This is a genomic window from Thalassorhabdus alkalitolerans (assembly GCF_042656525.1).
Lineage (GTDB): Bacteria > Bacillota > Bacilli > Bacillales > Marinococcaceae > Thalassorhabdus > Thalassorhabdus alkalitolerans.
In genome coordinates this window covers 1,045,201-1,064,398 of record NZ_JBHSOZ010000003.1, presented here as the reverse complement: position 1 = coordinate 1,064,398, position 19,198 = coordinate 1,045,201, and the positions used below count along the sequence as shown (strand labels likewise).

Here is a 19,198-nt window from a genome sequence, read left to right as displayed (position 1 = left end):
GAGCTTTCCAGAGGAAAATGGGAAGGAGCTGTTAAGATTTTTTTCTTAACAGCTCTTTTACATAGGCAGCGATGGGAAGACTAGCTGAAAACAGCCGTTGTTCCGGATAATGTTTTTATTTTCGAGACAGATTTGCTGTTTTCACCAGGGGAGCGGCAAGCATAGATGCTACCTTTGCTGAATTTAACTTACTGTTTATTGCTTTTTCAAATAAACGAGTGCCGGCAATTTTTGTTAGACGGTCGTATCCTTTGTTATCCAATTGTTCCCAGGCTCTTCTAAGAACTAAGGAACGATAGTAACTTTTTCGCAAAGGCTTTGTTAATTCCTCGTATTTCCCTTCGCCAATAATATCCTGGGCAGCATAGATCCCTGTCAGAATAGAAGAAAATTGTCCAAAACCGAGAAATGGCATAACGCTTCCAAAGCAATTTCCAGTAAGGAAGGTGTTTCCTATTCTGGGGTATTGGCATATCCCAAGCTTGTAATGATTCACCTCAAATCTGTCCTTCATCACTAGATCCTGTTTCAGATCCTTGGCTGCTTTATCGTGAAACCTTGATAGTAAAGCATGTGAATCATATGTGGTTGTTGATTTATATTCAGGGTACCCAAGTGCCATATGGGCTTCATCCCTGGAAAATGGAATAATATAGGCGTAGGAAAGTGGTGAAATGTTGTTATCCAGCCATATCATAGGAGTACCAGGATCAAAGTTTCCCGATATCATTCCACCAGTAAGGGTGACATTTATGTCATTTTGAAATTCAGAGATATCCATTGCATAATCAGCATCCCCTGTTGCTAAAATGACATGGGTATAACCTTGTACTAAATCTTTATAGGAGCAGGTTGAGTGAAAACGTACAGGGGTTTTTACTTGTTCTTCCAACTGCTTTTCTAAAGAGTAAGAAGTCCTTCCTCTTTTAATGGTGTGTCCAAAATGCCCGTGGATTTCAGCTTGCTTCTCCGGAGAAGTAATAATAATTTTATTAATATGTGATTCGGGTTTTATGTAAATATTATGACTTTCCGCTAAGTAAGTAATGCAATCGTTAACAGGAGTTAATAAATTTAAAAATATCTCACCGTTTACAAAACGATCTCCTGCTTCTCCTCTTTTTTCATAAATATCAAAAGGAATCCCATTTCTTTCGAGAATAATAGCACTGGTTAGTCCCGAGACTCCCGCCCCCATAATTGCGACTTTCATTAATGGCCTCCTTGTACTCTTGCTCTTTATTGCCCCCTTAGGCTTAACGATTTTCTTCTAGCTTATTCTTTATTATTTTCGTAAATTTGAATAACTACTTATACCTGATTAAAAGCAGGAAGTATTTCTATAAAACGGATTTAGTTTGTACATTAAGGGCTTATAGTTGAGTCTTCTCCTATTTATCTTAAAAGAGACAGAAAGGACGTTTATATGAAAATGTCTTGTTTTCTCTGTTAGGTAATCTTCACGTTTTTGTGATACGATTAACGTAATGTTCACATAACCATTACTACTATTGATCAGATTTCCATAGAAGGCTCCATACCCAGCCTTTTCCTTGCCGGGCTGGAGATACAATCAATGTAAGCAGTTGGGGGAATGAAAGATGAGTATAGATGCAATTTTAGAAAAAGCTGTAAACGGAGAGCGTTTGACTCAAGAAGATGCGGTTCGTTTATATGAGAGTGATGAAATTGAAAAAATGGGAGCAGCAGCTAATGAAGTGACGAAAAAGTGGCATCCCGAACCTATCACAACGTTTGTGATTGGGAGGAATGTCAATTACACCAATTTCTGTGATACGTACTGCCGTTTTTGCGCTTTTTATAGAGCACCCGGTTCCTCTGAAGGATACGTATTAAGCGATGAAGAAATTTTCCAAAAAATCCAGGAAACCCAGGACGTTAATGGAACTGAAATTTTAATGCAAGGCGGCACAAACCCGGACCTTCCATTTAGTTATTACACTGACCTTCTTCGTAATATTAAGAAACGTTTCCCAGGAATAACTATGCATTCTTTTTCTCCTGCGGAGATTTTTAAAATGGTTGAAGTTTCTGGTCTGACTCTTGAAGAGGTTTTAAGAGATCTTCATGAAGCAGGCCTGGATTCAGTCCCTGGCGGAGGCGCAGAGATTCTTACCGAAGAAACTCGCAAAAAGGTCAGCAGACTGAAGTGTACCCACGATCAGTGGCTTGAATGCATGAAAACCGTAAAGAAAGTTGGTATGCATGGGACAGCGACAATGGTAATAGGATTAGGGGAATCTAATGAAGAAAGAGCTCTTCATTTGCAAAGAATCCGTGATGCACAGGACGAAGCCGATTGTTTCCTGGCTTTCATTTCCTGGACATTCCAGCCAGATAATACAAATATGAAGGGTGAGAAAATCACTCCTGAAGGTTATTTAAAGAATGTAGCTATCTCTCGCCTGTTCCTTGATAATATTGCTAATTTCCAGTCCTCTTGGGTTACAATGGGGCCAGAAGTCGGAAAGAGATCTCTTGAATTCGGCTGTAATGATTTTGGAAGTACAATGATGGAGGAAAACGTTGTTTCAGCAGCTGGAACAACTCACAAAGTAAATACTAATGAAATCCTTCAGCTTATCAGAGAAGCAGGGAAAATCCCGGCTCAGCGTGATACAAAGTATAATACTCTTAAAGTCTTTGAAGGAGACCAGTCTGCTGAGAAAGATTTCATTATGCAAAACTAACGAAAAGAGGCTGGGACAAAACTGAGCTAAATAGAAGGGCCTTCACCGCGGGTGAGGGCCCTTACTTAGTTCTGTTGATTGTTCAAAAGTACACTCGCTTGCACCTAAAGGTACAAGTGCGACATCCGTTCAATCCTCATTTCATTCGCTTTCACGGTGTCTTCTATGCCGCAGGCAAGGCTTCAGCTAGCCGGGGTGAAACCCCCGGCGGATCTTCAACTCTTGCTTTTCCCGCAGGCGTCTCGTGATGTTTGAACAATCAACGTATATGTACACAAAAAAACGCCTATTCAGGCGCTAAGACTGTCGAGGGAGGAACCCACGCTTTTCTAAAGCGTGGGTTCCTAATGTTTTGGAGAGTCTTCCAGCCATTTTATTTGCTCTAAAAATACAAAAACACCCCTTAGCTGGCTGTGAGGTGGTTGGCGATCTTCTTTATATTCTGCGCTGTGGCTGTCATCAGCACCCGTTCCGATGCCCTTTCAAGCTGCGCAACCGGCAGTAGCGAAGCCCGTGGAGCTGTTTAGCGTCCGCGAAGCTTCGCTCAATCGTTCTTTTCTCTTTTTATAAATCGTCTTTCCTTCTTTGGAAAGTCTGTGTTCCCTGACTTTCTCTTTACTTTCTTCCCAAACATGCCGGGTAAGAACTTTTTTGTGATTCTGAGCGTTAGTACATTTAGTAAGTAAAGGACAGTTTACACATATTTTTGGATCAGAGTGATATTGACGATAGCCTTCACGGTTCCTGGTCGAATAAGTCAGGGTAATCCCATTTGGACATGTATAGGTATTGGATTCTTTATTGTATGTATATTTCCATTTTGGCATATATCTCTTCTTAGGCTTAAAGCGACGGTGAGCGATAACACCCATGGTGTTCCGTTCTTCTATTCCTTTGCATAACGGCATTGTCAATGGGCGGACGACCGTTGTCTTCACTGTAGTAGGGCTTGACTTTGTCATATATAAGGGACAGGGCTGTGAAAAAGCCTTTCTAAAACGAAGGGAGATTGAGTTCAAAAAAAACGGCATGTTCCTCAGCATGTCCCCATATGTATATAACAGGAACCAAGACTGTACATACGAGAGGATGACTGGAGCCTATGGGGGCAAGGAGGTATTAACATGTTTTCAATCATGTTTAATTGTAGAGAAGAGAGCAGTCACGTATACAATCTATTCGAAAAAGCAGTATCTGAGTTTGAGGAAAGAGGATTAAATATAGGAAGTGTAACAAAAAAGGAAAGCACTCTGTTTTGGTCCTATAATGGAACAAAAGAAGAATGGGAACATGGGATTCTTCCATATATTTCAGCTGTACTCACTAAGCATGTTGTAGATACAAAGGAGTCTGAATGGCTTCTTACAAACATTCAGGACGTCTTTTTATACAACGATGTGGAAGTAGCTGCCGAAATTTTGGAGATGGCTTTTTCCGTTCTGGACGGAAAAAAAGCCGAAATGCCGGTTTATTCCCATTTTTACCATAGAGAATGTTTTATTTATCAGCCTCTGCTGGAGGATTTGAGAAAAAATAAACAGCTGCAGTGGGAACCTTTCCTGACGTTTAGAATCGGGAAGTACTTTTCCTGTCTTCTACACGCCCTTGAATGTGCAATTGATGAGTATAAATGGGAACAAGAATATCAGACAATGGTTGAAAGTTTTCGGGATTTCGTTAATAGAACGGTCCCGGCCGTACCGGTGGTTCACCTGGTGTACGGTGAAAAGGTGAGATTTTTTGATGAAAACTATAATGAAATTACTACACAAATGAGGATGCGCTGTCTCGTTAAAGACTTGGTATTTGAGAAAGAACTTCTCCCGGAAGAAATGGTTATCAGTCCTCTTGTCAGCATGGCGCCGGAACTGCTGCATATTTATAGTAACTCGGACGAACACGGAGTCATTAAAACATTGCAGGCTGTATTTCAGGAAAGGGTAAAAGTATACCCTCTTCATTTCATGAGCAGTCTGAATTTAAAGCAAATTCAGTAAGGGACATGAATTTCACTTCAGAATTGTGCTTGATTTTATTTTTTAATCTCTCTATAATTACTACCATAATGAATGACGGGAAATGTAAGGAAGAGGACAAGAGAGGTAATGTACGGATGACAGAGAGGGAAGCCTGTGGCTGGAAGCTTCCTATCGCGGAATTGCTTCTTACCACCTCTGAACATCAGCAGGGAACAGACTGTCTTAGTAACTGCTGACGCCTGCCAGGCGTTATCTGGTCTTAAGCTGCTTATTTAATTAGAAAGCGGAAAAAAGGGTGGAACCACGGGCCACACTCGTCCCTTATGAGGGAGGAGTGTTTTTTTGTGTCTGAAAATCTTTCTTTTCCCTTTCAATTGTTGAGCAAATACCTAATTTCCCAGTCCGCGTATGTGAACGATTTAAGAGGAGTGAAGAGAATGTCTGAACAAGTGAAAATTACCTTTCCAGACGGTACTGTAAAAGAATTTGAACAGGGAGTAACAACAGAGGAAATTGCCTCTTCCATCAGCCCAGGTCTGAAAAAGCAGGCTGTAGCTGGTAAATTAAGCGGCCAGGAGATTGATTTACGTACCCCTATAAAAGAGGACGGGGAAATTGAAATCATTACTCTGAAGAACAAGGAAGGAATAGAAATTCTTCGTCACAGTACAGCTCACCTTATGGCTCAGGCTCTAAAGCGTTTATATAAAGATGTGAAGCTTGGTGTAGGACCAGTCATAGAAAATGGCTTTTACTATGATATTGATATGCCTGAAACCATTCACCCAGAGGATCTTCCCAAAATAGAAAAAGAGATGCAAAAAATCATTGATGAAAATCATGAAATTATACGTAAGGAAGTGTCCAGGGAAGAAGCAAAGGAAATGTACCGGGAACTCGGTGATGACCTGAAGCTTGAGCTGATTGATGCAATTCCTCAAGGAGAGACTGTGACGATTTATGAACAGGGTGAATTCTTTGATTTGTGCCGGGGTGTCCATGTGCCAAGTACCGGGAAACTAAAGAAATTTAAGCTGATGAATATATCTGGTGCCTATTGGCGCGGAGACAGCAACAATAAGATGCTGCAGCGTGTATATGGGACTGCTTTTCCAAAGCAGAATGAGCTTGATGAGTATTTGAAAATGATTGAAGAAGCAAAAGAAAGAGATCACCGTAAGCTTGGGAAAGAACTTGATATCTTTGCCGTCAGTCAAAAAGTAGGACAAGGTCTCCCTCTTTGGCTTCCAAAAGGAGCTACGGTCCGCAGAGTAATTGAACGCTACATCGTTGACTTGGAAGAGCGATTAGGCTACGAACATGTGTATACGCCTGTACTGGGAAGCGTAGAGCTTTACAAAACCTCAGGCCACTGGGATCACTATCAAGATGACATGTTTCCTACTATGGAGATGGATAACGAAGACTTAGTCCTGCGCCCAATGAATTGTCCTCACCATATGATGATTTATAAGAACCAGCTTCACAGTTACCGTAACCTTCCAGTCCGAATCGCCGAGCTTGGTACGATGCATCGCCATGAGATGTCAGGTGCTCTTGCCGGACTCCAGAGAGTCAGGGCCATGACATTGAATGATGCTCATATCTTCTGCCGGCCGGACCAGTTGAAAGATGAATTTGTACGGGTAGTTGAACTTGTCCAAAACGTATATAAAGACTTTGGTATTGAGGATTACTATTTCCGTCTTTCCTATCGCGATCCGGAAGATAAAGAAAAGTATGTGGATAATGATGAAATGTGGACAAAGTCCCAGGCTCTTCTTAAGGAAGCAATGGATGATATGAACGTGGAATACGTGGAAGCAGAAGGAGAAGCGGCATTTTATGGACCCAAGCTTGATGTGCAAGTGAAAACGGCTTTAGGGAAAGATGAAACGCTCTCTACCGTACAGTTAGATTTCCATCTGCCGAATCGTTTTGACTTAACATATATTGGTGAAGATGGCCAGGAACATCGTCCTGTTGTTATCCATCGCGGGGTAGTATCAACCATGGAACGTTTTGTTGCTTTCTTAATTGAAGAGTACAAAGGCGCATTTCCAACGTGGCTTGCTCCAGTGCAAGCAAAGGTGATTCCAGTATCTGCCCAGGTTCATATGGAATATGCCAAACAGGTAGAGGATAAGCTGCGTCAAGCCGGAGTGCGGGTAGAAGTGGATACAAGAGATGAAAAAATCGGTTATAAAATCCGTGAAGCTCAAATGAAGAAAGTGCCTTATATGCTTGTCCTCGGAGATAAAGAGATTGAGGCTGAAGGTGTTAATGTACGCAAATATGGTGAGCAAAAATCTGAGTCAGTTTCATTAAAACAGTTTATAGAAAAAATCACTACTGAGATTTCCGATCGTTCAAAAAAACAATAAAAATATACTTGATTTATGTGACAGATTAAGATAATATATTTTCTTGGGACATCATTCCCTATTGAACCCATTGAAATTAGAAATGAATTGACACCTTCAGTTCATTATGATAATGTTAGATGGTAATGAATAAATAAGGAACCAAAGCAAGCAGAAGCGCCCGCTTCTCACCTGATTGACGCACAAGGCTGTTGACAGGTATGGTGGTATTAATACTGCGTATTATACAGACATCATGTGGGCGCCCTATGTGCGCCTGCATTTTTTTTGCCTAAAGGGCTGATGTTCTGTAGAGAAAAGAAGGGTCATCCTTCTGACACAGCCAGCCATAAAAAAGAACGGTAAACCTGCTGATTGATAAGTGACGTCTAGACTGACATTCGCAATTTGGCGTTTGTGCTTATGAATGCTTTGATTCACAAATTCTTTGGAGGTGGCTCATTATTCGTAAAGATATGAAACTCAATGACGGAATTCGCGCTCGCGAAGTACGCCTCATTGATGCAAGTGGCGAACAACTTGGGGTAAAGTCCAAAAGTGAAGCTTTAGAAATGGCTCAAAATGCAAACCTTGACCTAGTTATGGTGGCTCCAAATGCTAAGCCTCCGGTATGCCGGATTATGGATTACGGCAAGTACCGCTATGAGCAGCAAAAGAAAGAAAAAGAGGCTCGGAAGAAGCAAACTGTTATTAACGTTAAGGAAGTGCGTTTAAGTCCTAACATTGAAAAGCATGACTTTGACACAAAGCTTCGAAATGCACGGAAGTTTTTGACCAAAGGAGATAAGGTGAAAGCAGCGATTCGTTTTCGCGGCAGAATGATCACCCACTCGGAGATCGGAAAAGAAGTTCTCGAGCGCTTGGCAAAAGAGTGTGAAGATGTGGCCACAGTAGAAACAAAGCCTAAGATGGAAGGCCGGAGCATGTTCTTGATTCTTGCTCCAAAGAATGAAAAGGATAAGAAAGATAACGAGTAATATAGAGCTGGTTTAACGTCTGCTACAGACATAAGCAGCAAGTGATTACATTTATTATCCAGGGCTCAACACAAAGATTTAAGGAGGATATTACGATGCCTAAAATGAAAACGCACAGCGGCGCAGCGAAGCGCTTTAGAAAAACAGGAAATGGAAAGTTAAAGCGCAGCCATGCTTTCACAAGCCATATGTTCCGTAATAAATCTGAAAAGCAAAAGCGTAACCTAAGCAAAACTGGTTATGTTGATGAAAGTGACCAAAAGCGTATCAAAGACTTAATGCCTTACAAGTAAAACTATAATAAATTGATTTAATAAAGGAGGGGTTTACGATGCCAAGAGTTAAAGGCGGATATGTCGCTCGTCGTCGTCGTAAGAAAGTATTAAAACTCGCAAAAGGATATCATGGTTCTAAACACCGTTTATTTAAGACTGCACAAGGACAAGTAATGAAGTCTTTGGAGTATGCTTACCGTGACCGTCGCCAAAAGAAACGTGACTTCCGTAAGCTTTGGATTACACGTATCAATGCGGCAGCTCGTACAAACGGTCTATCCTACAGCCGCTTAATGCATGGCCTTAAGCAAGCTGATATCAATATTAACCGTAAAATGCTTGCTGATATTGCTGTAAATGATGAGAAAGCTTTTGCAGAATTAGCTGATAAAGCAAAATCAAGCTTGAAGTAGTCTATCTTTCATAGCTTATTTTAAAAAGGCGCCCCGGTTTGGCGCCTTTTTGCTTTGGAAAAAAAGGTACTGCTTATCGGTATCTGCTTTCATAAGCAGAGAATGATTTTCTGAAAAAATTTCACAACTGTGAAAAATAACCATTCATTAGAAAGAATGAAGAGTATAATGGAATATATAGCAGGAAGTTATATCTTTATCATGAACGTAATTGCAGGATCGCTTTTTATAATAGATAAGCAAAGAGCTCGTAAAAAAGGAAGAAGGATTCCAGAGAAAACCTTGTTTCTGTGTGCTTTTTTAGGCGGGAGCCCGAGTATTTTATTGCTCATGCACGTTATTCGCCATAAAACCAGAAAGAAGAAGTTTTCAACAGGCATACCTGTTCTCCTGGTATTTCAGGTGTTAATAATAACAGCTGCAGTAGTTACCACAGTAGTTTAAGCATAGAATGTATAAAGGAGGGCAGCCAATGGAGAGCAACATAGAATCTATACTTTATTACATCGAAGTGAGCGGCTGGTTAGCTCCTGTTCTTTTTATTGTTTTTCATGTTATTAGACAGTTCTTTTTTATTCCGGTAGCAGTAGTATGCATCATTGGCGGAATGCTTTTCGGTACAATCTATGGAACGATTTATTCTGTTGTGGGACTCCTTGCTGTAAGTATCGCTTTTTATGGAGTAGTGTCCTTTTTTCCATTTATTAGGGAGAAGATAAGGTATTGGAAAGAAAAATGGCTCGGAGGGAAAGAGGAAATTACGATTCCGGAAATTATGCTGCTCAGAATGATGCCTTTCATTCATTTTCATTTACTTAATGCCTATGTTATGGAAATGACAGGAAGTTTCCGCGGGTATGTGAAGTTAGCGTTTTTTGCCAGCATCCCACCTGCTCTGGTTTATACTTCTTTTGGCCATGTGATGAGAGAAATGCCATGGTATGCAAGTCTTTTTATGACAGCTGTTCTTATTTCTTTATTTTTTATTTCACGAAACAAGCATTTATTTTATAAGGTGAAAGAGTTCCTGCCGAACCGTTCAGCCTCATAAAAAAACTTGCTGCTTCTCCTAAGCAGCAAGTTTTATTTTTCAGTTTTTCGAAGAAATTCTTTTACCGGACTTTTCCACTCCACAGAGGCATGGGGATATTCTGAAAGTATTTCTCGTTCAATAAACTCAAAGTCTTTACGATCCAGGCCTTTGAGCCTGTCGATATTTTTAGGCCACATGGAGACAGAAATGACTTCAAAAGCCTCTTCAGTGGTTCCTAGGAATTTTTCTCCCTCAAACATAACGCCTTTATAAGTGAGAGAAAAGTTTTTGCGGACATTTTGTTTGTCATCCAGAAAGTAAAAATCTCTTTTTTCATGGGCGAGTTCAAGCTTTCGCTTAGGATTGAAAATATATTTTATTAAAGCATAGATAAGAATGATAATCGCAATGATAATAATGGCACGAAAGAGCAAAGCCATATTGGTTTTCTCCTTCCTATAACATAATGAAGACTCAAGACAAAGCAGGCACAGTCCGTAAATTGGACAGGCAGCATGCCGAGCATTGTTTGTCCTTTTCCTTATTGTATACGAAAATAAAGTAAGATAGTTTCACTTTTGATTAAATTTGAAATTTCTTCACTGCTCATTTAAATCTTTGTGATAAAGGAGTGTACATAATGAATATTACCCGACTTTTTACTTTGCAAAAACAATTGGATGATCGAATACTTGAAGAGCATCGTTTGAAGAGAGAGGATCTTTTTTCTTCAAAAATTCTTGCTCTGGAAGTGGAGATTGGTGAATTGGCTAATGAAACAAGATGTTTTAAGTACTGGAGTCAAAAGCCGCCTTCTTCAAATAGTGTTATTTTAGAAGAATATGTCGATGGTCTTCATTTTATTTTATCCCTTGGTATTGATGGAGGATGGCAAAGAGATACTATAGAAGCAGGAGAGCCGGCTTCCACCTTGACAGAGAATTTTCATAAGGTGTTTGAAGCAATTTTTTCCTTAAGACAAGAACCGAAGAAAGAGTCCTTTGTGACCTTGCTGGTTGTATATCTCGGTTTAGGTAAGGCCCTTGGTTTTTCTCCAGAAGAAGTGAAAGAAGCCTATTTAGAAAAAAACCAAAAGAATCACGAAAGACAAGATGAAGGGTATTAATCGCAGATGGTAAATCTACGTAATACAGGAAAAATATTTGAGTCACTCACAAAATATCGTTATACTGAATGCAGGGTTTTCTAAGCGTGGACTTAGTAATGATCCGGCTGCTTTTTGCAGTTGAGATACATAAGGAGGTTTCTATATGACAAAGCTTGATGAAACTCTTGAAATGTTAAAAGAACTTACGGATGCAAACGGTATTCCTGGAAACGAGCGTGAGCCTAGGGAAGCAATGAAGAAATTCATTGAGCCGTACGCTGATGAAATAACAACTGATAATTTAGGAAGCTTGATTGCCAAAAAAGTTGGAAAAGCAGGCGGTCCGAAGATTATGGTAGCCGGCCACCTTGACGAAATTGGATTTATGGTAACGAGCATTGATGATAATGGTTTTGTGAAGTTTCAAACCGTCGGTGGCTGGTGGGAACAGGTGATGCTTGCTCAACGTGTTACCATCATGACTTCTAAAGGGAATATCTCTGGTGTCATAGGTTCAAAGCCTCCACACATCCTTCCGGCAGATCAGAGAAAGAAACCGGTTGATAAGAAGGACATGTTTATTGATATAGGAGCGACAAGCAAGGAAGAAGCTGAGGAATTTGGAGTGAAACCGGGAGACTCTGTTGTTCCGGTTTGCGATTTTACAGTGTTAAAAAATGAAAAAATGCTTATGGCTAAAGCATGGGATAATAGAATAGGGTGTGCAATTGCGATAGAAGTATTAAAGCAGCTGGAAGGCGAGTCTCATCCAAATGAAGTATATGGAGTAGGGACCGTTCAAGAAGAGGTAGGTCTTCGAGGAGCGCGGACCTCCGCTCATGCTATTAAACCAGACATTGGCTTTGGGGTTGATGTAGGCATTGCTGGCGATACACCAGGGGTAACAGAAAAAGATGCCCTTGCTAAAATGGGGAAGGGCCCCCAGGTGCTCGTTTATGATGCCTCTATGGTATCTCATAAAGGGGTTCGCGACTTTGTCACGGAAACGGCAGACGAACTAGGTATTCCTTATCAATTTGATGTCGTTGCAGCCGGAGGCACAGACTCGGGGGCGATTCATTTAACTGGAGACGGTGTCCCTTCTTTATCGATCACTGTGCCTACTCGATACATCCATACTCATGCCGGCATTTTGCATAGAGATGATTTTGAAAATGCTGTAAAACTCATCGTAGCCGTCATTAAAAAGCTGGATGCAGATAAAGTTAAAGAAATTACTTTTGGCTAAAAAGAAAGAGAACGCACCTGGATATTGAAGGGGGCGTTCTCTTTCTTTTGTGAAACAGTATGAAAAGCTTTACAGCACCATTGAGAAAGCTCCAAGTACTTCCTTACTGCTGCAGACCTTCACTGATCTGCTGAATGACTTGTTCTTTGTCATCCTCGCTTGCCTGGCGCCAATACACTTCAAAGAGCACTCCTAGACCTGGGAGCATTTTTTCTTCCCCGTTTTGAAGTGCATCAGAAATTGTAGCCTCAACTTCCTGTTCGCTGCTTCCAGAAACATTAGCTAAAATTGCTTGACGTAAATTAAAGGACATGTAAGCTTCCTCCCTTTTTTGATAATATTAGATATGTTACTTATTAAAGATAGCCATAGTATTCCTAAATAAAGGGTAAATATGTAATAGAAGAAAAAATTCACATAAGGAGCGGCTTGTTATGAAAAGGATTGAGTCAGCAAAAAATCCAAAGATTAAACACATAAAAAGACTTCATAAACGAAAACAGCGTGAAAAAGATAATCAATTTTTTATAGAGGGTCCCCACTTAGTGGAAGAAGCATTACATTATGAGGCCGCGGTTCAGGAAGTTTTTTTAGAGGAGGAATTTAGTGTTCCTTCCTCCTGGGATTTTAAAGATATACCAGTCACTTTTGTCCCGGAAGCTGTAATGAAAGAGATGAGTGCCACTGAAACGCCTCAAGGCGTAGCTGCGGTTTGCAATATGACGGCGGTCTCCAACTTAACGCTGGAGCAGGGGCGTTACCTTTTTATTGACGGCATTCAGGATCCTGGGAATCTAGGGACAATTATTCGCACAGCAGATGCAGCCGGGTTGACCGCTGTCATTTTGGGAGAGGGGACAGTAGATCTCTATAATGATAAAGTTCTTCGATCTACCCAGGGCTCCGTATTCCACCTTCCAATCGTAAGAGGAGACTTGGAAGACTGGGTAGAGAAATGCAAGAAAAAGAATATTCCGGTGTTTGGAACGGGAATTGAAATGGGGACTACTCACACAGCTATTGAACCTCAGGAAACTTTTGCCCTGCTTATTGGTAATGAAGGAAGCGGAGTTAGTGAATTCCTGCTGGCCAAATCCGATCAGAATTTATATATACCGATTCACGGAAAAGCCGAGTCTTTAAACGCTGCTGTAGCAGCGGGGATTTTACTGTATCACCTGAGGGGGTAGTATTGGCTTTCATTGAGGGGAGAATTATATTTTCAGTGGATTTTTAACATTTTTTGATTTTCGATAAAGGACGCACACTTCCCCCTATAGGGACATGTGCACATCCATTCAAGCTTCCCTACTTTCTTATTCAAGGTGTTTCCCTATGTCCTGGTCACTGTCTCACCTTCCTCGGGAAGAGGAAATCTTCGGCTCATGCTCTTCCCAAAGAATCAAATAAATCAACATTTGCCTGTTTTTTAGTATGGAGGAGAAAGAGAGAGGAGGTAAAATTTCCTATCTTTTGGGAAGGATTGGTTTTTAGTTTTAACTCCTTTTCACTCTGGGAAAGGCATTATTGAAACCATTCCAGAGGAGGCATGTAATCATGAATGTAAGAGAAGTTATGAGTGCCAATGTTGATGTATGCCAAGTGAATGATAATGTAGCTGATGTTGCAAAGAAAATGAAGGAACTGAATGTAGGTTCTATTCCGGTAGTGGACAATAATAAACTTGTAGGGACCATTACCGACCGGGATATCGTTATCCGTTATGTGGCAGAAGATGCACCTTCTTCTCAGGCTGGAGATATCATGAGTTCTGATCTGGTGACGGCTTCACCAGAAATGGATGTTAAAGAAGTAGCACAGCTAATGGAAGAACACAAGATCCGTCGCCTTCCTGTGAAAGAAAATGATGATATCGTGGGTATCATCACATTAGGTGACATAGCTGTTGATGAACAAACGAAAGAACAGGCAAAAGCAGCGCTTGATGATATTATGCAAGGGTCAAAGCGTGATCAATAATTAGATACGGAGTACCAGTGAATGCTGGTGCTCTTTTTTAATGGAATGATTGACCCCGTGGCGGCTGATCATTGAGCTGAGAGAAGTCCTGGATAATTGAATGAAAAGGAAAGCTTGCAATGAAGGCTAAACTTTTCTATAATTGAATCACAATTTAACACCCTAAAGACTGCGATGGAGAGTAGTAGGCAGGAATTTGTTCATACAGGGAGGAAATGTTATAAACTGGAAGCATTTCTATGAACAAGCTGTTGAATTCACTCCAGAGTCGGCGCCGGATGATGAGTTCCTTGAGCTTATTAAGGCAGCATCGGTTTTATACAAACCGTTATCAAAATGAAGCGAACCGTTTACATAAAATAAGCTGAAGCAAACGGTTAAAAAGGGTGGTACCGCGACCGAAACCTTCGTCCCTTTCCAGGGAGGGGGGTTTTTTTGTGGGAAATTATAGTATACGAAATGAGATAAAGGAGGCAAGCAGCCTTGATTGAGCGATTAGAAGAATTAGAAGAAGAAGCATTGCAACAGGTAGAAGAAGCTGCGAGTGTAAAAGAGCTAGAAGCCGTGCGAGTGAAGTATCTTGGGAAAAAAGGTCCTATTACAGAAGTGCTGCGGGGAATGGGAAAGCTCTCAGCAGAGGAACGTCCAAAGGTCGGCCAAAAGGCAAATGAAGTTCGAGAAGCTATACAGGCAAGACTGGAGGAGAGAACAAAAGGACTCGAAGAGAAAGCATTAGAGGAAAAGCTTTCATCAGAGAGCATAGATGTTACTCTTCCTGGGCGCCCGATAAAAAAAGGAGCTCGTCATCCTTTAACAGCAGTGGTTGAAGAGGTTGAGGACATTTTTATTGGCATGGGATTTAAAGTGACAGAGGGTCCGGAAGTAGAAACTGATTATTATAACTTTGAAAAGTTAAATCTCCCGAAAGATCACCCGGCTCGTGACATGCAGGACTCATTTTATATTACACCGGATTTGCTGCTGCGAACCCAAACTTCTCCGGTACAGGCAAGAACAATGGAAAAGCATGAGGGCAAAGGTCCTGTTAAGATCGTTTGCCCGGGTAAGGTCTACCGCCGAGATGATGATGATGCCACTCATTCTCACCAGTTTATGCAAATCGAAGGATTGTACGTCGATAAAGATGTAAAGATGAGTGACCTTAAAGGGGTATTAGAGACATTTGTAAAGAAGTATTTCGGTCCAGACCGCAGTATCAGGCTTCGCCCTAGTTTCTTTCCATTCACAGAACCATCTGTAGAAGTAGACGTCTCTTGCGGTTTGTGCCAGGGACAAGGATGCCGGGTTTGTAAGCATTCAGGATGGATTGAAGTGTTAGGAGCCGGAATGGTTCATCCACGAGTGTTAGAAATGAGTGGGTTTGATCCAGAGGAGTACAGTGGCTTTGCATTTGGAATGGGTGTAGAACGATTTGCTCTTCTTCGCTATGGAATTGATGACATCAGACATTTTTATACAAACGATTTACGGTTTTTAGAACAGTTCAAACGCTCATAAGGAGGAAATAGGCATGTTAGTCTCATATCGCTGGTTACAGGATTATATAGATCTATCTGATATGACTCCGTCTGAAGTCGCTGAAAAGCTGACAAGAGGCGGGGTAGAAGTAGATATTCTTCATGAATTAAACCAAGGAGTTGAAAACGTAGTTATAGGTAGTGTGACTTCTTGTGAACAACATCCAAATGCTGATAAACTAAATCTTTGTCAGGTTAAAATTGGGGAAGAAGTTTCTCAAATTGTGTGCGGGGCTCCTAACGTGGCTGCAGGACAAAAGGTGGCCGTTGCAAAACCAGGCGCTAAACTGCCTGGAGGAGTAAAAATAAAACGAACAAAGCTTAGAGGCGAATCATCAGAAGGAATGATCTGTTCCTTGCAGGAGCTTGGTGTAGAACCAAAATTAGTGGCAAAAGAGTTTGCTGACGGTATTTTTGTTTTTCCTCAGGAGGTCGAAGAGGGTGCTGATGCTCTTGAGGCATTGAGCCTGAATGATACTGTGCTGGAGCTTGATTTAACACCTAACCGTGCTGATTGTCTAAGCATGATCGGTGTAGCTTATGAGATGGCTGCCCTGTTAGACCGTCAAGTGAAATTGCCGGATACCACCCATCATGAAGATGAAGAGAAGACTTCAAACTTCGTGTCAGTTGAAGTGGAAAATGGTGAGGATAATCCATACTATGGTGCTAAAGTGATTAAGGATGTAACCATTTCCCCTTCTCCCCTTTGGCTTCAAAACCGTCTGGTTGCTGCTGGAATCAGACCGATTAATAATGTAGTGGACATTACTAACTTTGTGCTATTAGAATATGGTCAGCCCCTACACGCTTTTGATTATGACCGTTTTGGTTCTTCTGAGATTGTTGTACGCCGGGCCAAAGAAGGAGAGAAAATAACCACTCTTGATGAGGAAGAAAGAACATTATCGCCGGATCATTTAGTTATTACAAATGGCAAGGAAGCCACGGCTTTAGCTGGGGTGATGGGAGGAGCTTTTTCAGAGGTGACAAGTGAGACAAAGACTGTCCTTCTGGAAGCCGCGTACTTTAACCCATCTTTAGTTCGAAAAGCTTCAAGGGATCATAGTCTTCGGAGTGAATCGAGCAGCAGATTTGAAAAAGGAATTGACCTATTCCGGGTAGAGCAGGCAGCAGAAAGAGCAGCAAAGCTTATGGAAGACCTTGCAGGCGGCAAAGTCCTTGAAGGGACAGTAGAGAAAGATAGCCGTGACAAATCAAAGCCTGTGATTACTACTACAGTTACTCGTATAAACAGTCTTTTAGGAATGGAACTGTCTCAAAGTGATATGATTGATATTTTCAGACGCCTTCGCCTTGATGTTACCGAACAAGAGCATTCTCTTGAAGTCAGCATTCCATCAAGACGGCCTGATTTGAGAATTGAAGAGGATCTAGTGGAGGAAGTCGCACGTTTGTATGGTTATGACTATATCCCAACAACATTGCCGGCAGGAGCCACGACACCCGGTTCCCTTACCGACTATCAGGCAAAAAGAAGACAGATCCGCAGATATTTGGAAAGCAGCGGACTTCATGAAACGATTAATTATTCATTAACAAGTCCTGAAAAAGTGAACAGGTTTGCGACTGAAAAAACAGAGCATACTGTAAACGTTTCAATGCCTATGAGTGAAGAACGAAGTGTAATGAGAACAAGCCTCCTCCCTCATATAATAGATGCTATTCAGTATAATCATAATCGGCAGCTTCATAACGCTGCTATCTTTGAGGTAGGTTCTATTTTCCTGACTGATCAGAAACAGCTGGCAGAACAGCCTGAAGAAAAGGAGATGCTCGCTGGTGCAATTACTGGTCTGTGGGAAACTCATATGTGGCAGGGAGAGAAGAAGGAAGTTGACTTTTATGTTCTTAAAGGCATACTGGAAGGTATGTTCGAAGAACTGGGCCTGGAAAATGAAATATCATTCAAGCCGCTGAAACTGGAAGATATGCATCCAGGAAGAACAGCAGAAATACTGCTTGGTGGAGAGCATGCAGGTTTCATAGGGCAAGTTCATCCTTCACTCAAAAAACTGTACGATATAAAAGAAACGTACGTTTTCCAGGTAAATCTCCAATTTATTCTTTCTTTTAAAGGCGAAAACCTTCGTTATCAAACGCTTCCTCGCTATCCTTCGATAGGAAGAGATATCGCCCTGGTCCTTAATGAGGATATACCTGCTGGTGAAGTGAAAGCAGTTATTAGAAAAGCTGGAGGTTCTCTCCTGCGAAAGGTAAATCTTTTTGATTTGTATCAAGGCGAGCATATGGAAGAAGGAAAGAAATCTCTTGCCTTTTCACTGCTCTACCTTGATCCTGAACGGACATTGACTGATGAAGAAGTAACAAAGGTACATGAACATGTCCTTGAAGAATTAAAAAGTAACGTAGGCGCTGTGTTAAGAGCATAAGAATCATAAGTGAAAAAGCTTCCTCCTTTGATTGGAGGAAGCTTTTTTTATTGTTTCTGCAGTCATACTTGACGAAAGAAAGGATTTAAGAGATGGATGTCGAAAAAGAGTAAAAATGGAGTAATTTTGTCTTAGTGAACTTTTACCCTATGGTAAAATAATAGATAAGTGAAGATGATAATGATTTAACATGTACTAAGCAGGGAAATACATCTCTTAGCACGTGACGGAAAGGAGAATAATTTTCATCCTTTCTTTTATTCTGTTATGATAAAAGCTAGGGATTTTGGAGAGAATAGGGGGCTTATCGGTGTCTGAAGGAAATAAAAAACAAAGAACAACAGTTAGTATATATGGCCAGCAATATACCATTGTCGGCAAAGAATCATCAAGCCACGTAGTACGTGTTGCAGAATACGTGGATCATAAGATGAGAGAAATAAAGAACAGCAATCCCTACTTAGATACGACAAAGCTTGCGGTACTCACTTCCATAAATTTAGTTGATGAGCATTTAAAGCTCTTAGAGAAACTAAAAGAGTATGAAAATGAAGAGAATGAAAAGGATCGATAATTATGCTTAGTTTGTTAATTATATTATTTTTGTTTATGAGCTTTTTGATAGGTCTCCGGCGTGGATTCGTGCTGCAGCTGGTTCACCTTGTCAGTATATTTATTTCTTTCTTTGTTGCTTATATTTTTTATAGAGATGTTGCTGAATTCCTAAGACTGTGGCTTCCTTATCCGCACTTCTCTACTGATAACGGTACTGTAGCCATGTTGATCTCATCTTTTGACTTTGAATCAGTCTATTATGCAGGGATCTCTTTCGTTTTGCTTTTTTTTATCACCAAGATTCTTTTACAAATCATAGGCTCCATGCTTGATTTTGTCTCTCACATCCCTATTCTTCGCACCTTTAATCGCTGGCTTGGGGGCATTCTTGGTCTGTTGGAAACATACTTGATTATTTTTATTCTTTTAATTGCCGCAGCACTGCTGCCTGTTGATTTTATTCAGGAAAGTATCGCTAATTCTTCCATGGCCAGATTAATGGTTGAAAATACACCTGTACTGTCTGATTGGCTGCAAAATTTATGGTCTCAGGGTATATAGATAACAATGCTTCTCTCGCAG

General features: G+C 40.9%; 19 protein-coding genes, 1 pseudogene and 3 other annotated features. Of the genes and pseudogenes, 16 read left to right on the top strand and 4 right to left on the bottom strand.

Annotated elements, in window-relative coordinates; all coding sequences use genetic code 11:
* Positions 1-115 precede the first annotated feature (115 nt).
* Positions 116-1,213, bottom strand: coding sequence for an NAD(P)/FAD-dependent oxidoreductase (locus ACFPU1_RS08000; RefSeq protein ID WP_385939967.1), 1,098 nt, complete (start codon positions 1,211-1,213; stop codon positions 116-118).
* A gap of 388 nt (positions 1,214-1,601) precedes the next feature.
* Between ACFPU1_RS08000 and mqnC the strand changes: the two genes are divergently transcribed.
* Positions 1,602-2,711 (top strand): cyclic dehypoxanthinyl futalosine synthase, encoded by a 1,110-nt coding sequence (gene mqnC, locus ACFPU1_RS07995; RefSeq protein WP_385939965.1) that lies wholly within the window; start codon positions 1,602-1,604, stop codon positions 2,709-2,711.
* 403 nt (positions 2,712-3,114) lie between these two features.
* On the opposite strand, the pseudogene ACFPU1_RS07990 reads toward mqnC, so the two are convergent.
* Positions 3,115-3,625: pseudogene (locus tag ACFPU1_RS07990) on the bottom strand (transposase); the annotation flags it as partial.
* 210 nt (positions 3,626-3,835) lie between these two features.
* Between ACFPU1_RS07990 and ytxC the strand changes: the two are divergent.
* The 7 genes from ytxC to ACFPU1_RS07955 all read left to right on the top strand — a co-directional run bounded on the left by ytxC (position 3,836) and on the right by ACFPU1_RS07955 (position 9,790).
* Positions 3,836-4,708 (top strand): sporulation protein YtxC, encoded by an 873-nt coding sequence (gene ytxC / locus ACFPU1_RS07985; protein ID WP_385939963.1) that lies wholly within the window; start codon positions 3,836-3,838, stop codon positions 4,706-4,708.
* A 78-nt stretch (positions 4,709-4,786) separates the two neighbouring features.
* Positions 4,787-5,015, top strand: a binding site (T-box leader).
* 112 nt (positions 5,016-5,127) lie between these two features.
* Positions 5,128-7,074 carry a threonine--tRNA ligase gene (thrS, locus tag ACFPU1_RS07980; protein ID WP_385939961.1) on the top strand — a complete coding sequence of 649 codons (1,947 nt, stop codon included), beginning with the start codon at positions 5,128-5,130 and terminating at the stop codon, positions 7,072-7,074.
* A gap of 142 nt (positions 7,075-7,216) precedes the next feature.
* Positions 7,217-7,348, top strand: a sequence feature (ribosomal protein L20 leader region).
* A 181-nt stretch (positions 7,349-7,529) separates the two neighbouring features.
* Entirely contained in the window at positions 7,530-8,051 is a 522-nt protein-coding gene (infC, locus tag ACFPU1_RS07975) for a translation initiation factor IF-3 (protein ID WP_054635100.1), read from the top strand.
* Positions 8,052-8,146: 95 nt separating this feature from the next.
* Positions 8,147-8,344, top strand: coding sequence for a 50S ribosomal protein L35 (rpmI, locus tag ACFPU1_RS07970; RefSeq protein WP_054635099.1), 198 nt, complete (start codon positions 8,147-8,149; stop codon positions 8,342-8,344).
* Between the two features lie 38 nt (positions 8,345-8,382).
* Positions 8,383-8,739, top strand: a complete 357-nt coding sequence (rplT, locus tag ACFPU1_RS07965) for a 50S ribosomal protein L20 (protein ID WP_054635098.1) — start codon at positions 8,383-8,385, stop codon at positions 8,737-8,739.
* Positions 8,740-8,940: 201 nt separating this feature from the next.
* A complete protein-coding gene (locus tag ACFPU1_RS07960; RefSeq protein ID WP_385939958.1) occupies positions 8,941-9,183 on the top strand; it encodes a DUF1294 domain-containing protein in 243 nt (80 codons plus the stop codon).
* Positions 9,184-9,211: 28 nt separating this feature from the next.
* On the top strand, positions 9,212-9,790 hold the full coding sequence (locus tag ACFPU1_RS07955; RefSeq protein ID WP_054635097.1) for a TVP38/TMEM64 family protein: 579 nt from the start codon (positions 9,212-9,214) through the stop codon (positions 9,788-9,790).
* A 32-nt stretch (positions 9,791-9,822) separates the two neighbouring features.
* Here ACFPU1_RS07955 and ACFPU1_RS07950 read toward each other — a convergent pair whose 3' ends face one another.
* Positions 9,823-10,212 carry a hypothetical protein gene (locus ACFPU1_RS07950; RefSeq protein ID WP_054635096.1) on the bottom strand — a complete coding sequence of 130 codons (390 nt, stop codon included), beginning with the start codon at positions 10,210-10,212 and terminating at the stop codon, positions 9,823-9,825.
* 200 nt (positions 10,213-10,412) lie between these two features.
* Here ACFPU1_RS07950 and ACFPU1_RS07945 point away from each other — a divergent pair, with 200 nt between their 5' ends.
* Together ACFPU1_RS07945 and ACFPU1_RS07940 are read left to right on the top strand one after the other, a co-directional pair.
* Positions 10,413-10,898, top strand: a complete 486-nt coding sequence (locus ACFPU1_RS07945) for a dUTP diphosphatase (RefSeq protein ID WP_385939956.1) — start codon at positions 10,413-10,415, stop codon at positions 10,896-10,898.
* 145 nt (positions 10,899-11,043) lie between these two features.
* Positions 11,044-12,129 carry a M42 family metallopeptidase gene (locus tag ACFPU1_RS07940; RefSeq protein WP_385939954.1) on the top strand — a complete coding sequence of 362 codons (1,086 nt, stop codon included), beginning with the start codon at positions 11,044-11,046 and terminating at the stop codon, positions 12,127-12,129.
* A 103-nt stretch (positions 12,130-12,232) separates the two neighbouring features.
* On the opposite strand, the gene sspI is transcribed toward ACFPU1_RS07940, so the two are convergent.
* Positions 12,233-12,442 carry a small acid-soluble spore protein SspI gene (gene sspI / locus ACFPU1_RS07935; RefSeq protein WP_054635094.1) on the bottom strand — a complete coding sequence of 70 codons (210 nt, stop codon included), beginning with the start codon at positions 12,440-12,442 and terminating at the stop codon, positions 12,233-12,235.
* A gap of 121 nt (positions 12,443-12,563) precedes the next feature.
* Here sspI and ACFPU1_RS07930 point away from each other — a divergent pair, with 121 nt between their 5' ends.
* From ACFPU1_RS07930 to ACFPU1_RS07905, 6 genes are all read left to right on the top strand, one after another.
* Positions 12,564-13,319 (top strand): TrmH family RNA methyltransferase, encoded by a 756-nt coding sequence (locus ACFPU1_RS07930; protein WP_385939951.1) that lies wholly within the window; start codon positions 12,564-12,566, stop codon positions 13,317-13,319.
* 367 nt (positions 13,320-13,686) lie between these two features.
* Entirely contained in the window at positions 13,687-14,109 is a 423-nt protein-coding gene (locus ACFPU1_RS07925; protein ID WP_385939949.1) for a CBS domain-containing protein, read from the top strand.
* A 162-nt stretch (positions 14,110-14,271) separates the two neighbouring features.
* Positions 14,272-14,527: a binding site (T-box leader), on the top strand.
* 65 nt (positions 14,528-14,592) lie between these two features.
* Positions 14,593-15,627: a phenylalanine--tRNA ligase subunit alpha gene (gene pheS / locus ACFPU1_RS07920; RefSeq protein ID WP_100399834.1), complete on the top strand. Its 1,035-nt coding sequence runs from the start codon at positions 14,593-14,595 to the stop codon at positions 15,625-15,627.
* Positions 15,628-15,640: 13 nt separating this feature from the next.
* Complete coding sequence (gene pheT / locus ACFPU1_RS07915; RefSeq protein ID WP_385939947.1) at positions 15,641-18,061, top strand: phenylalanine--tRNA ligase subunit beta; 2,421 nt, start codon at positions 15,641-15,643, stop codon at positions 18,059-18,061.
* A 310-nt stretch (positions 18,062-18,371) separates the two neighbouring features.
* A complete protein-coding gene (gene zapA, locus ACFPU1_RS07910) occupies positions 18,372-18,635 on the top strand; it encodes a cell division protein ZapA (protein WP_385939945.1) in 264 nt (87 codons plus the stop codon).
* 2 nt (positions 18,636-18,637) lie between these two features.
* Positions 18,638-19,177, top strand: a complete 540-nt coding sequence (locus ACFPU1_RS07905; RefSeq protein ID WP_385939943.1) for a CvpA family protein — start codon at positions 18,638-18,640, stop codon at positions 19,175-19,177.
* Positions 19,178-19,198 lie beyond the last annotated feature (21 nt).

What these genes read in the sequence shown, in the direction of transcription:
- rpmI (WP_054635099.1), top strand. Translation starts at nt 8,147, where the DNA reads ATGCCTAAAATGAAAACGCACAGCGGCGCAGCGAAGCGCTTTAGAAAA.
- mqnC (WP_385939965.1), top strand. Translation starts at nt 1,602, where the DNA reads ATGAGTATAGATGCAATTTTAGAAAAAGCTGTAAACGGAGAGCGTTTG.
- ACFPU1_RS07940 (WP_385939954.1), top strand. Translation starts at nt 11,044, where the DNA reads ATGACAAAGCTTGATGAAACTCTTGAAATGTTAAAAGAACTTACGGAT.
- sspI (WP_054635094.1), bottom strand. Translation starts at nt 12,442, where the DNA reads ATGTCCTTTAATTTACGTCAAGCAATTTTAGCTAATGTTTCTGGAAGC.
- rplT (WP_054635098.1), top strand. Translation starts at nt 8,383, where the DNA reads ATGCCAAGAGTTAAAGGCGGATATGTCGCTCGTCGTCGTCGTAAGAAA.
- pheT (WP_385939947.1), top strand. Translation starts at nt 15,641, where the DNA reads ATGTTAGTCTCATATCGCTGGTTACAGGATTATATAGATCTATCTGAT.
- ACFPU1_RS07905 (WP_385939943.1), top strand. Translation starts at nt 18,638, where the DNA reads ATGCTTAGTTTGTTAATTATATTATTTTTGTTTATGAGCTTTTTGATA.
- ACFPU1_RS07925 (WP_385939949.1), top strand. Translation starts at nt 13,687, where the DNA reads ATGAATGTAAGAGAAGTTATGAGTGCCAATGTTGATGTATGCCAAGTG.
- ytxC (WP_385939963.1), top strand. Translation starts at nt 3,836, where the DNA reads ATGTTTTCAATCATGTTTAATTGTAGAGAAGAGAGCAGTCACGTATAC.
- ACFPU1_RS07960 (WP_385939958.1), top strand. Translation starts at nt 8,941, where the DNA reads ATGAACGTAATTGCAGGATCGCTTTTTATAATAGATAAGCAAAGAGCT.
- infC (WP_054635100.1), top strand. Translation starts at nt 7,530, where the DNA reads ATGAAACTCAATGACGGAATTCGCGCTCGCGAAGTACGCCTCATTGAT.
- ACFPU1_RS07945 (WP_385939956.1), top strand. Translation starts at nt 10,413, where the DNA reads ATGAATATTACCCGACTTTTTACTTTGCAAAAACAATTGGATGATCGA.
- ACFPU1_RS08000 (WP_385939967.1), bottom strand. Translation starts at nt 1,213, where the DNA reads ATGAAAGTCGCAATTATGGGGGCGGGAGTCTCGGGACTAACCAGTGCT.
- ACFPU1_RS07955 (WP_054635097.1), top strand. Translation starts at nt 9,212, where the DNA reads ATGGAGAGCAACATAGAATCTATACTTTATTACATCGAAGTGAGCGGC.
- ACFPU1_RS07930 (WP_385939951.1), top strand. Translation starts at nt 12,564, where the DNA reads ATGAAAAGGATTGAGTCAGCAAAAAATCCAAAGATTAAACACATAAAA.
- thrS (WP_385939961.1), top strand. Translation starts at nt 5,128, where the DNA reads ATGTCTGAACAAGTGAAAATTACCTTTCCAGACGGTACTGTAAAAGAA.
- ACFPU1_RS07950 (WP_054635096.1), bottom strand. Translation starts at nt 10,212, where the DNA reads ATGGCTTTGCTCTTTCGTGCCATTATTATCATTGCGATTATCATTCTT.